10 protein-coding genes are annotated in these 12039 nt (G+C 41.2%); 4 read left to right on the forward strand and 6 right to left on the reverse strand.

All coding sequences use genetic code 11. From position 1 onward, the window contains the following. Positions 1–15: 15 nt before the first annotated feature. Complete coding sequence (locus FAM09_RS22500; RefSeq protein WP_243751757.1) at positions 16–2034, reverse strand: T9SS type B sorting domain-containing protein; 2019 nt, start codon at positions 2032–2034, stop codon at positions 16–18. Between the two features lie 178 nt (positions 2035–2212). Continuing rightward, positions 2213–2890 (reverse strand): DUF2306 domain-containing protein, encoded by a 678-nt coding sequence (locus FAM09_RS22505; RefSeq protein WP_136579416.1) that lies wholly within the window; start codon positions 2888–2890, stop codon positions 2213–2215. Between the two features lie 54 nt (positions 2891–2944). On the opposite strand from FAM09_RS22505, the gene FAM09_RS22510 reads away from it, so the two are divergent. Then, positions 2945–3724: a YARHG domain-containing protein gene (locus FAM09_RS22510; RefSeq protein ID WP_136579417.1), complete on the forward strand. Its 780-nt coding sequence runs from the start codon at positions 2945–2947 to the stop codon at positions 3722–3724. Positions 3725–3821: 97 nt separating this feature from the next. On the opposite strand, the gene FAM09_RS22515 is transcribed toward FAM09_RS22510, so the two are convergent. From FAM09_RS22515 to FAM09_RS22530, 4 genes are all read right to left on the reverse strand, one after another. Beyond that, a complete protein-coding gene (locus tag FAM09_RS22515) occupies positions 3822–5972 on the reverse strand; it encodes a PAS domain-containing sensor histidine kinase (protein ID WP_136579418.1) in 2151 nt (716 codons plus the stop codon). 22 nt (positions 5973–5994) lie between these two features. Further along, positions 5995–6414 (reverse strand): response regulator, encoded by a 420-nt coding sequence (locus tag FAM09_RS22520; protein ID WP_136579419.1) that lies wholly within the window; start codon positions 6412–6414, stop codon positions 5995–5997. 236 nt (positions 6415–6650) lie between these two features. After that, positions 6651–7277, reverse strand: coding sequence for a response regulator (locus tag FAM09_RS22525; RefSeq protein WP_136579420.1), 627 nt, complete (start codon positions 7275–7277; stop codon positions 6651–6653). A gap of 157 nt (positions 7278–7434) precedes the next feature. Continuing rightward, entirely contained in the window at positions 7435–9249 is a 1815-nt protein-coding gene (locus FAM09_RS22530; protein ID WP_166437243.1) for a sensor histidine kinase, read from the reverse strand. Between the two features lie 440 nt (positions 9250–9689). On the opposite strand from FAM09_RS22530, the gene FAM09_RS22535 reads away from it, so the two are divergent. The 3 genes from FAM09_RS22535 to FAM09_RS22545 all read left to right on the forward strand — a co-directional run bounded on the left by FAM09_RS22535 (position 9690) and on the right by FAM09_RS22545 (position 12025). Then, positions 9690–10085, forward strand: coding sequence for a response regulator (locus FAM09_RS22535; protein WP_136579422.1), 396 nt, complete (start codon positions 9690–9692; stop codon positions 10083–10085). Positions 10086–10200: 115 nt separating this feature from the next. Beyond that, positions 10201–10401 (forward strand): hypothetical protein, encoded by a 201-nt coding sequence (locus FAM09_RS22540; RefSeq protein ID WP_136579423.1) that lies wholly within the window; start codon positions 10201–10203, stop codon positions 10399–10401. Positions 10402–10765: 364 nt separating this feature from the next. After that, positions 10766–12025 (forward strand): M48 family metalloprotease, encoded by a 1260-nt coding sequence (locus FAM09_RS22545; protein ID WP_136579424.1) that lies wholly within the window; start codon positions 10766–10768, stop codon positions 12023–12025. Positions 12026–12039 lie beyond the last annotated feature (14 nt).

A 12039-nucleotide genomic window follows, 5' to 3' on the forward strand; every position in this document is an offset into this window, starting at 1 on the left:
GAAAGAGGGGACTTATTACCTGATCAGCACAGTTGTTCCCCGCTTGAATACCTTTTCTCCCGTATCGATCAATGTATATCGCAATGACCAAACGTATACGCCAATAGATTGTAACTGGCCATTGATGCGGCCATCCCATTTATTTGCCCAGTTGGTAGTGTGAAATACTACTTGTCCATACCGGTTATATATGTAAAATTCAAGATTTGTCGCCTTCCAGGCATTGAGTGGATACAGGTTGTCGTTTTTGCCGTCGCCATTCGGTGTAAATGCGTTTGGCACTGTAATGAAACAACTGTTTACCACTTTCATTTGATGTGCTGCGGTATCAAAGCAATGTATGTTGTTCTCCACAATCAGGCGGATGGTATAGTATTTTGACCGGTCGGTAGTTGGGTTGGGATAAGTTTCAGGCAGGGGATTTTGTAAAGTACTGGTATTGCCATTCCCGAAATTCCAGTTCCAGGAAATGATCTTGCCAATACTGCTGTCGGTAAAAACAGCTTTGTCTTCCGGGCATAATATTTCAGGGAATCCAAATGCGGCATTCAGTTCATTATCGAGCAAAACGGTGGTTGTAGCGCTGTCTTTACACACTCCATTAGATACCTGCAGGCTTATCTGTTTTGGACCAAAAGTGGAAAAAATATAAGCAGGGTTCTGCAGCGTACTGCGGGCTTCATTATTAAAATTCCAGTTCCATTGGTTTATGCTGTTGGCGGCATTGTGAAAAAAATTTACAGTATCAGCTTTACAACCATACAATAGCTGATAGGTGAAATCGGCGTTTACAGTGTCTTTGGTAGCAAAGGGCAGGGCAGGGCCTGCCGGCGTTTGCTGACCGCATTCATCAATAACAGTATTGCCATCGGTACCAGGCTTCATTTGGATCTGGTAATTGCCTGCCGTTTGAATGGGTGCCGAAAGTTGAACGATGATAGAAGTGGTGACGCCATTTACGCAATTTCCGGAAGCGCCGGTGATGCTAACAGGTGTTGAACCAGTGATGGTGAAATCACTGCCATTGGCAGCAATGGAATTACAGTTTATTGGCCTGCGGAAAACCAGTTCCAGTTTATCGGGTGCACAACCAACAGGTTTAATACTGTCCATGGGAGTAGGCATAACAGGATCAACGACGATCGAAATAACGTTACCCGCGGGTACATTACGATCGCAGTTATCCAGCAGGGTATTGCCATCCTGCCCGTTTTGCATGGTAATGGTGTAAGTGCCGGGAGGTAAGGCATTGCTCATGGTCAATACCACCGTGTCCATATCAAAACTATTGCTGCAACCAACACCGGTAGCTGCTACAATTGTGGCCGCGGCCGGCGTTAAAGTAAATTCACTGCCATTGGTTGACAGACTGTTGCATTTCATTTTTTTGTTCATCCTGATGGTTACGGTAACGCCACCGCAACCTGCCCAGCTTTTTTCTATTTTAGGCAGCAACGGGTCTGTGATAACACCTGTACCGCCACCGAAAGATAATTTGTACCCGCTTTGTGAATTGGTATAATGGCTTACCAGTAACAGGTAGGTATGCCCCTGTTGAATGGTGGGCATGGTACTGAATGCATTTTTTTTATCATTGGGGTCTGAAGCGCATTGTATAAAATTTACACCTGCATTGGAAGCGCCGGTTAAGCCTGACGTACCAGCCCAGTTACCGGTTACGATCAGTGAAGTATTGGTAAATACTTCCTCGGGGTTATGACCGGTTATATCGTATAACATCCAGTCATAGTCGTCGTTCAGATTATTTGGCGTGATCAAAAATCCTAATGTACCGGTTTGATAACAGGTGAAACGGTACCAGTATGGGTTTTTATCGCCATATGCATTGCCATCACCCGTACAACCGGGAACCGTAAGCGTATGGGTCATGCAAATGGGTACATTTGTTTGGGAGAAGGTATCTACACCGCACACGGGAAAGGCTGTTGAAGGAAGTTGCCCCAGGCTTGTGCAGTTTTGCGCGGCAAGTTGGTTGCTCAATAGCAACACTACAAGCAGCACGAAATATCTCATACGCATAAGTAGATTGACCAAAAAAGATATTGCAACGTTGCAGCCGGATGAAATATTGAGCACAGGTTGGTTGATTAATTACAGATTTTTTATTACCATAACGGCGGTGGTTCAAAAGCGGGATTCATAACAAATCTACAAAGCTTCTGTAAGAATTGCTCCGGAAAGCCTGCTATTTTTAGGCAGCCATGATCGCATTTTTTTCATTTCCTGCCTTCCTGATAAGCCATTCTGTGAAAATTAAATTTGGTACAAAGCCCAGCCAGGCTACGATCATATAAGCATCCAGCGGACGCAGGTGGAAGAGGGCAATCAGCAACCACTTCCAGGCACGCAAGGTTAATGCAGACAGCGTTAAGGCGTAACTGCGCATCATCCATTCCTTATGTGCTTTAAATTGCCTGGCCATGGCCGATTGCCATGCTTTGGCTGTGGTAACCATCCATAAGATGGCTAACGTAGTAAATGCTATTCTTGAAGAAATTCCACCATTCGCCAGTAATGCCATAATGAATGAGGCTGGGCCTGTTATAAATAAAATATCAATAACATATAATTTGCCAATAACACGATGCAATTTTTTGTAATGCGCGAGCAGGTACCCCGAAAATTGCGTAAACCCGGCTATTAACACAAACATGGAAGAAAACACATGTACAAAAAAAGCGATGCGCCAGGGAAGAATGTCAATATAATCCTGTTTGATCTGTAAAAAAGCAGCGTCTGTGCGAATGGGTATGTATTGCAGGGTTATTTCAAGCATCAGGGCCGAAAAAAAAGCCAGCAGTAATAATAACCCGTAATTACCGTATGCACGCATGGCAATAAAAGTAATAAATAGCTGTTTGTTTGTCAACCCATTTCATTAAACCGGGAAAATGTTTATTTTGGTTTTTTTAAATCACCAATAATGACCCCTAAAACACTGATCTTTTTAACCCTTACCGTTGTTGGCAGTTTGGCTGCCTGCAAAGAAAAACCTGCTGCTAAACCGGCTAAGAGCGGTACTGCACAAGCGCTTTCGCAACCTGTTTCTTCCATAACCGGCAGTTGGGTTGGTTCATTTGTACCCGACGAAGAAGTGATCATCGTGGATAAAAATGGAGATTCATTTCCTGCAACGCCTAATAAAATAACCATGTTCATTTCAGAACTGGAAGATGGTAACATCAAAGGATATAGCGTGTGTGCCGGAAATGAACGACCTTTTACCGGCAGTTATGAAGAGGAAGGTGGAAAAATCAAAGCTTCGCTGCAGGAGCCGGGTGATAACAAATACGATGGTATTTTTGACCTGGTGATCTCGAAGAGTGATCGTACCATCACCGGCAAATGGACGCCGTTTAACAAGGCTATTGCGGGCCGCCATTATATCCTGGAAAGAAAGAATTTTAAATATAACACCGCACTTGGAAGATATCCTAAAGCGTCTGCGCAGTTATTGACCGCAGATGATGTCAATAATATGTATAAAGAAGAGTTGCGGTATATGCGTAATGAAATATATGCGCGGCATGGTTATTCGTTCAAGCTAAGAGATATTCGTCAGGAATTTGATGGGCAGGACTGGTACATACCCGTTTCAACCGACGTACGGAAGAAATTGTCGGCCATTGAAGTGAAGAACGAAAAGCTGATCAAGAATTTTGAAAAGTACGCTGAAGAGTCTTATGATGATTATGGGAGATAGATGAGTTCCAGGTTCCAGGTTACAGGTTCCAGGTTTTTGTATTCCTTGTAACCTGAAACCTGCAACTTGTAACTTGAATTTCAACTCACCACTCACTTTAATAACATTTAGGGATAGTTACTTTTAACCTGCAGCCGGAGCCGGGTGAAGATTGTAATTCAACCGTGCCGCTATACAACAAGGTCCTATCGTAAATATTTCGCAAACCAATCCCTTTTGTTTTTTTCAGAGGATCGAATCCTGCGCCGTCGTCGTGAACGATGAGATCAACTGAATGGGCATTGCATATTAACTGAACAACAACATTGTTTGCCTTACTGTATTGAATGGTGTTTTTTAATTGCTCCTGTAAGATCCTGTACAGTGCGGTTTTTTTACCTTCAGAGAGACCTTCAGTGGCTTGCTTGTCGTACAGAAAGCGAATGTTGAACTTGCAGGTCATTTTTACATCCTTTACCAGTTCATGGATACTTTCGGCCAGTGTCTTTTCTTTTAGCTTTGGAAGCACCATTTCCCTTGAGATGGCCTGTATATCGGTAATAGCCATATTGATCGAGTCCATTACTTTTTTGGCTATTACCTTATTCGAGGCTTCTGATGGTTTTAAAAGCCCCAGGTATAATTTAGCGACCAGTAAAAGCTGGTTGATATTATCATGTAACTCCTGCCCAAGGCGTGTCCGTTCTTTTTCCTGGGTATCAATTATGGATTTTGCAATTGCTTTCTGATGTTTGATCTTTTCCTGCATTAACTGGTTTTCCAGTTCTTTTATTTCTGTAAGGTCAAGAATGGAACCGATGATCTTTACCGCTTTCTCTCCTTCGTATACAACAATACCCCGGTCACGTACGGTTCTATAAGAGCCATTGGTATTTTTAAGCCGGTATTCCCATTGCCAGCTGGGTAGTTTATTATGCAGGATCTGATTGGCGCTTGATTCAATGCGGTCGCGGTCATCGGGATGAATTCGATTGTACCACCAGGTAAATCCTATTGTTTCTATTTCACTGGAACCAATGAGGTCTATCAGCGCCTTGCTTCTGAATACCACGTCGGTTTGCAGGTCCCATTCCCAGATGGCTTCCGTTGTAACCTGGGTTAAACGGATAAGGCGTTCATTGGCGCGCGCTATTTCTTCATGAACATTGTAGCCGAAGGTGATGTCAAGCGCTTCACCGCCCAGCAGTTGTTTATTTGAATTATTAGGGACCTTGAATATGTTAACCAGGAAATAGATGTTGGTGCCGCCTGCCAGCGGATGTTTGTAGATCTTTTTATGCGCAATGCCGGTTGCCAGTACATTACGATGCTCTTTTTCGAAAATATTTTTAAAGAACGGCGGGATTACATCCACCGCTTTTTTATTCAGGTCATTTTCCGTTAATCCCAAAAAGCGACGGAAAGCCGGGTTGGCAAAGATGAGCCGTTCCTGGTCATCAATTAACCAGGTCATTGCCGAAGTGGTGTTTAAGAATTCTTTTTGAAACAGCTCTTTGTCATGGGGCTTTTGCTCTGTTGGGGGTGGAATCTCTTTAATTAGGGAAACAAAAGAAAAGGGTACGGATCCGGTGTCATCAAAGAGTGGAAAGAAGGTGAAATGTAACCATTTGCTTTCAGGGCAATCTGCATGCATTTTAATCACCTGTTCATAAGCCTTGCCTGAAAGCAAGGTTTTCATAGGAAGGGTATCTTCCATAGATATTGGATCTGTAAATATTTTTAAGGAACTACACAAGTCTGCTAGCGTTACATTATTTAGCAGGCTTCCAGGAACAGTGTTTAATAAAATTGCGGCTCTGTTATTGGCATCGATCACATTCCCACGGTTGTCCAGAACGAGAATGCCTTCGGTTGGTGTATTAGCCAATTCATGAGAACCATTTTTATTGGTTGGTTTTTCGTTGTTTGTTTTGTGGCCTATGCAAATAAATAACCCTGGTTTTTCATTAGTTGTTTTTAACCTTACAACGTTCCAGTCTGCTTTATGAACAGAACTGTTTAAAAGGTCCATTTTTAAATAGGAGGGGGTTGCGGCAAAACCAGCTTTAAGCAGGGCCGCTTTTAAATTTTTGGCGCCAACAGGTGATAAAAAGTTGAAGAAAAGGTTTTTTGGTGAAATGGTGTTTTCAATATGAATACAATCGGCCAGTTCATCATTGGCACATTGAATTACACCGCGTTCATTTATCACGACGAAGTAATAATCTTTCTTAGTTCCTGCAATCGCTATTTTATCTTCGTTGGGCATACGGGCGACGGGGTTTAAGTTTTCACCTGGTAACCATTGAAGGGTTATTCAGTTCGTTCTGGTTTTGTATTTCTTTACAGATCATTGATGTTTTGTTTTCGATTTCTTCAAAATCCATTGATTTATCAAAAAAGTGATCAGCTCCGGTCGACAGACAAATCTGTTTATAATATTCATCGGCATGGTTACTGATCATCCATACTTTGGTACCAGGATAGCTGCTTCTGATCAGTTTCAATAATTCAATACCGCTTTTGCCGGGCATATTGATATCCAGTAATGCTAAATGGACTTTGGTTTTTATAAGCCAGTTAACGGCCTCTTCATAATTGCAGGCTTGTAAAACAGGATGAAGGTTTCGATCGTTGAGAAAGCAGGTAACGCGTTGTCTGAATTTGACGGAATCGTCAACAACCAACACAGTGAATTTATCGCTACCCATAATCAAGGCTTTCTACCAAATTTAACATATTAACTTGCCTTTAATAAATAGTGCAGTATATGTTTATTTTGTAATTATTCCACCGTTCTCCGTGTAGTATAAATTCGACACTGCAAAAAAACGGTTGCCTGGTTTAAATGTTGTATAAAATACAATTTTTATAATAAACGTTTAAATAACTTTTATACTGTTTGGTTATCATCGGTTTATTACAGTTTTAAATTAAATATGATCGTTTAAATAAGCTTTTTTTCCAGTGCATAGCGAGTGAGATCGGCATTGGTTTTAAGGCCCATCTTACCCAGAATGCGGGACCGGTATGTACTAATTGTAGTGGTGCTTAAAGAAAGACCTTCCGCTATTTCAGACACCGATTTGCCGGCTGCCAGTAATTTGAAGACATCAAATTCCCTGTCTGAAAGTCGTTTATAGGGCTCAGGTTGCGTTTCTTCCTCCAGTTGGCTGGCCAGGGTTTCCGCCAGCGACGGCGTAATATATTTCTTGCCCGTAAGCACCCGCCTTACTGCTTTTACCAGCTCTTCATGGGCCAGGTCTTTACTGCAATAGCCGGAAGCACCTGCTTTTAAGGCACGGATGGCATATTGTTCCTCCGGATGCATGCTCAAAATAAGCACCGGCAAACGAGGATGGGAGAGCCGGATCTGATGCAATGCTTCCAGGCCGCTTCGTCCGGGCATTGAAATATCGCTGATAATTACATCCCATTTGCCATCATTGGCTTTTTGCAGTAATTCTTCAGCATTAGAACATTCTTCTATTTCGCCAAAAGGATATTCATCCAATAAGATCTGTTTCAGTCCTTTTCGAACTATCGCATGATCATCGGCAACCAGTACTTTCATGGTCGGGTTATTTTTCAATCATTTTTGCAGCCCGTAACACCTTGTGTTCTCAGGGCATTTTATATTTATTAATACTATCCTGGATCAGCTTGTTTTAACGGACCATAAACGGATTATCAGCTATTTTGTTGATCCATTTGTGATTCAGCCATACCATTCAATTGCACGGAGTGCTAATTACAATAGTAGTGCCTTCTCCTGCTTTACTGTTTATTTCGAACCGGCCTGCCATCATTAACGTACGCTCTTTCATTCCCAGCAATCCCAATGTTTTTTTGGCGTCCAGTGTATTCATATCAAAACCAATTCCGTCATCTTGTATCGTTAAGATTATTGTATCATTTTCTAAATGCATTTTGCTGTAAACATTTTTCGCCATTGCGTGGCGGCCAATATTGGTCAATGCTTCCTGGTATATTCTGAAAAGGGACGTGGCCACTGAAGTAGCAACAGGCAAGTGGGAAATGGTTGATTCGAAACTGATTTTAATACCTGACCTGTTTTCAAATTCCTTGCTTTGCCATTCTATGGCTTCAATAAGTCCCAGATCGTCAAGCATACTAGGTCGTAGGTCGGTAGCAATCCGCCGGACCGTTTTAATGGTTTCATTCAATAGCTGAAGGGTGTCGCTTGTTTTCTGCAGAACCGTGGCGTCTTTATATTTTTGTAGCTTTTGATGAAGCCAGGAAATATCCATTTTTAAAATGGTAAGGTGTTGGCCCAGCTCGTCATGTATTTCCCGGGCAATGCTGGTACGCTCAGTTTCCCGGATGTTTAAAAGGTGATCTGAAAGTTCGCGTAACTGAACGGTGGTTTTTCTGTATTCCCGGATAGCTTCCAGTTTTTCTGTTATATCAACTGCCAGTATCAGCCGCGAGATCTTATCGTTGTAAACAAAATCATGTGAGTAAACTTCCACGTCAATGATGGTACCGTTCTTTTTTATGTGCCTGAATAAACCCATACTCACCAGCCCGGAACTTATGGTATGAACCTTTTTATAGAATATTTTATAGTCCTCTTCAGGGCGAATGTCAAGCGCACGCAATTGAAGGAACTCCTGTTTTGAATAACCATATGAAGTAATGGCTGCTTCATTTACATCCAGGAAGTAAAAGGTTTGCAGGTCCATTACAAACATGGGCAAGGGGCTTTGTTGAAAAAGCAGGCGATGCCTTTCTTCGCTTTGCGCCAGAGCCAGTTCCGTTTTTTTCTGTTTGGTAATATCGCGCATAAAAGAAAGGATCCGGTCATCATCTATTTGTTGCAACACACATTCGGCATAATACGTTGAGCCATCCTTTGACCGCATCTTTTTCTCCCACAAGATCTTTTCACCTGATTCCAAAGCGGCTTTTTCAGGCATTTGCTGACGCAGCTCTTCAAAATGCAAAAGATCCGTCAGGTTTAACTGCGTCAATTCCTGCCGGGTGTATCCTGTTAAATGGCAGGCTTTTATATTAGCATCGAGGCAATAGAATTTTTTATTGAAAACAATGATCGCATCGCCGTACTGTTCAACCGGCCAATAGTATGCTGCTTCGCTGTGTAGTATTGCGCCTCCTGTTGATTCAGCATATAAACCGTTGCCTGTTGCTGAGCGTGCGCCAATTCTATTATTTTGATCAATTGGTTTGAAAATAAATAAATAGCCGCCGCTAATAGATTCGGCGTCAATGGTATGCCGGGTAATATGAACTTGTATTTTTTTGCCTTCGCTATTTACAAATGGTATTGTCCCTTGTGTAAATGCGGTGTTTTTTAGTGGGAGCGACTGGCTGTTTGTTTCTGAAGAGGGAGTCAGGAAAGATATATCGAAACCCAGTATATCGTGAAGTCTGTGATTAAATAAAGCAGCGGCTGCTTCGTTACATGACGTAATAATGAAGCTGTTATCGGTATATACGGCAGCTTCGCTAATGTACTGTATGAACAGTTGGTTGGTGGTACTATTGGGTATCTCGTTTTCCATTTGCTTAATGGGGTACATAATCATGCAGCACACACTTACAAACTTTTCATAGAAAACGATTCGAGAACAAGATTAACTTTTTATTTTTAGATTACCATAAGTTAATGCAGAATTGTTAGTAACTAGTTTTACTTCCTTGAAAAAATTAAAAATGTCATAAAGACGTTATTTCTGCAGGATACATGAAAACCTTTAGTTCTATAAAGTGATAACATTGGTTCGCCACTTTATGGCTGCCGGATATTTTTAATCGCTTAAATACTGAATTACCTTCGTTGTAATGATTCTTGCCATATAGCCATTCCTCACCCTCAATCATCCTGGTCAAACCTGTTTAAACCTCGGCCTTTATAAGGGATATTGCACTATTTTGATTTTTGTGCTGCAACTCTTTTCTATATCTGTAAAGCGGCATAGAAAGTATTCTAATTTATATAATTATGAAGAGTTTAGGTATCAAGGTAGCGTTGATTGATGATTCTCCTATTATCAGGAACTGTATGCAGGATATTATATCATTGTGGGGATATGTTGTTGTGCTGGAAGCGGTTAATGGAAAAGATCTGTTCAGGAAATTAACTAAAGCCAATGCCCCGGATATTTGTATTACAGACATTAATATGCCGGAAATGAATGGATATGAGACCATCGCCGTGCTGAAAGAAAAATGGCCTGAAATAAAGATCATCGCTTTTTCAATAGCAAATAATAAAAAAGATGAAGAACGGGCTTTAGCCGCTGGCGCCCATGCATTTGTTTCAAAGCTTAGTTCCATTACCGTATTGCAAAAAGTATTGCAAAGTATGAAGCAGCCTGCCAAAAGTGGATATAAGTAAGCTGGCAATTCAGGCTCTCCCCCTATCTGCGCTTCGAAATCTCTCCATCAAGATCTACAGCTAACATATTGCGGCAAAATAAACAGGTGTTGGTCAACAATTGCCATGTAGAAGAATGAATTCCCACCTTTTAAACTTTTACGAAAACAAACCTTCTTATTACGTTTATGCCTGTTTGAATTTATACGTGGTTCATCCTGTATTCACTTCAAAAAATGCGGCGCCCGGAGGGCTACAGTTTGGATATATGTTAAAAACCACCATTGCTGATAAAAGAGGCAGCACCACCAGGGCCGCTTTTGGTACTGCTATTTAACAACCTGAAGATATAGGGCGTTGCTTAAATAGAATTAAACAAATAGATGAAAGGAGAAAATGCATCGGGGAGGCCTTTGTTTTTATCTTCGAAGTGTTTGAGGTTTTCCACATTTTATCCCTATACCTGGTTGGGTGCTAATAAATCATATAACGAGGCGTTACGTAAAAAAGGCATAGTATTTGAAATTATTACAAGTTCGCCTGTGCGGTATTCCGGAAAGCCGTTGACATTGTACCGAAAGAATTTGTTCCGGAATATGTAAGAATCAATCACAAATCATTCTCTTTCTGATATCCTGTACCGTATCAGGCTGTACAATGTTCCCAATATATTTATTCTTTTATACTATATATACCAATATATGTTACAAGCGCTTCCATATCACTTGAAAGTTCGTGATCATTTTGCTCAACAAACAAAGACATGGAATTTCTTTGCGGCGGTAAAAACGAAAGAGGAGCAGTTGGCTCAGTACAAAACAGAATTGTTAAAAAATACTTACAAATTTGACGTTGCAGCCGACGCCGGTATTTATGAAAAAGTTAATAAAGCTAAAAATAAATTGGGGTTAGAGCAATTGCCCGTAACCGTATACCAGGCTCAATACACCGATGAAATGAACGCCAGCATAGTTTTCCTTAACAATGAAGCGCATATTGTTTTCAGCGGTCGCATAACACAATTGTTAGATGAAGATGAACTGCTGGCAATACTGGCGCATGAGCTTACCCATATAAAATTGTACAGTATGTTACAGGGTGAGCTGGAAACTGCAGAGCGTATTATTATGGCAATTGCGGGTAACTACAACAGTGATGCTGCTTATTACGAAACAGCGCGTTTATATAGATTATACACTGAAATATTTTGCGACCGGGGCGCCTATACGGTTGTGGAAGATACCAGGCCGGTTATTACCTCCCTGGTTAAGATTGCAACCGGTTTAGATAAAGTAAGTGCGGAAAGCTATACCAATCAGGCCGATGAAATTTTTTCAACTGCCAGCGGCGTTAAAGCAGCTACCGTCTCACACCCCGAAAATTTTATCAGGGCCAGGGCCCTTCAGCTTTGGCATGAAAAAAAGGAAGCCGCTGAAGATGAAATAATAAAAATGATCGAGGGTATGACCGACCTGGACCAACTGGATGTATTTAAGCAAAAAGAGCTTTTGCAGTTAACCAAAAAGTTTATGCAACTGTTGTTAAAGCCAAACTGGTTTAGAAGTACATTGGTGACCAGCCTGGCCAAACAATATTTTGCCGATTTTTCCTACGATGATACTGTTATACTGGATGAAGAGCTTATAGAATCAATAGGTGAATCTCATACCAGCATCAGGGATTACCTGGGATATATTATGCTCGATTTTGCATTGGTTGATGGAGAACTGGAACAAATTCCTTTTGGCTGGGCTTTTCAGTTTGCGGAAAGCATACAATTAAAAGACGTTTTTGACGCCATTGTTAAAAAAGAGTTACAACTGAGCGACAAAAAACTGCAGCAGCACAAACAAAAAACAATGTCTGCCTGGTATAAAATAAAAGAAGGTGAAAGGGAACAGGTATATGAAAGCGAATTTGAAAATTTGAAAATGAGCCAGTTTGAAAATGGCGGCTCATAAGTAAACCGGTGTTA

The sequence above is a fragment of the Niastella caeni genome, assembly GCF_004834005.1.
In the GTDB taxonomy this organism is placed as follows: Bacteria; Bacteroidota; Bacteroidia; order Chitinophagales; family Chitinophagaceae; genus Niastella; species Niastella caeni.

Excerpts from the sequence above, each read along its gene's own strand:
- FAM09_RS22500 (WP_243751757.1), bottom strand. The coding sequence starts at position 2,034 with ATGAGATATTTCGTGCTGCTTGTAGTGTTGCTATTGAGCAACCAACTT.
- FAM09_RS22520 (WP_136579419.1), bottom strand. The coding sequence starts at position 6,414 with ATGGGTAGCGATAAATTCACTGTGTTGGTTGTTGACGATTCCGTCAAA.
- FAM09_RS22525 (WP_136579420.1), bottom strand. The coding sequence starts at position 7,277 with ATGAAAGTACTGGTTGCCGATGATCATGCGATAGTTCGAAAAGGACTG.
- FAM09_RS22510 (WP_136579417.1), top strand. The coding sequence starts at position 2,945 with ATGACCCCTAAAACACTGATCTTTTTAACCCTTACCGTTGTTGGCAGT.
- FAM09_RS22530 (WP_166437243.1), bottom strand. The coding sequence starts at position 9,249 with ATGGAAAACGAGATACCCAATAGTACCACCAACCAACTGTTCATACAG.
- FAM09_RS22540 (WP_136579423.1), top strand. The coding sequence starts at position 10,201 with ATGAATTCCCACCTTTTAAACTTTTACGAAAACAAACCTTCTTATTAC.
- FAM09_RS22515 (WP_136579418.1), bottom strand. The coding sequence starts at position 5,972 with ATGCCCAACGAAGATAAAATAGCGATTGCAGGAACTAAGAAAGATTAT.
- FAM09_RS22545 (WP_136579424.1), top strand. The coding sequence starts at position 10,766 with ATGTTACAAGCGCTTCCATATCACTTGAAAGTTCGTGATCATTTTGCT.
- FAM09_RS22535 (WP_136579422.1), top strand. The coding sequence starts at position 9,690 with ATGAAGAGTTTAGGTATCAAGGTAGCGTTGATTGATGATTCTCCTATT.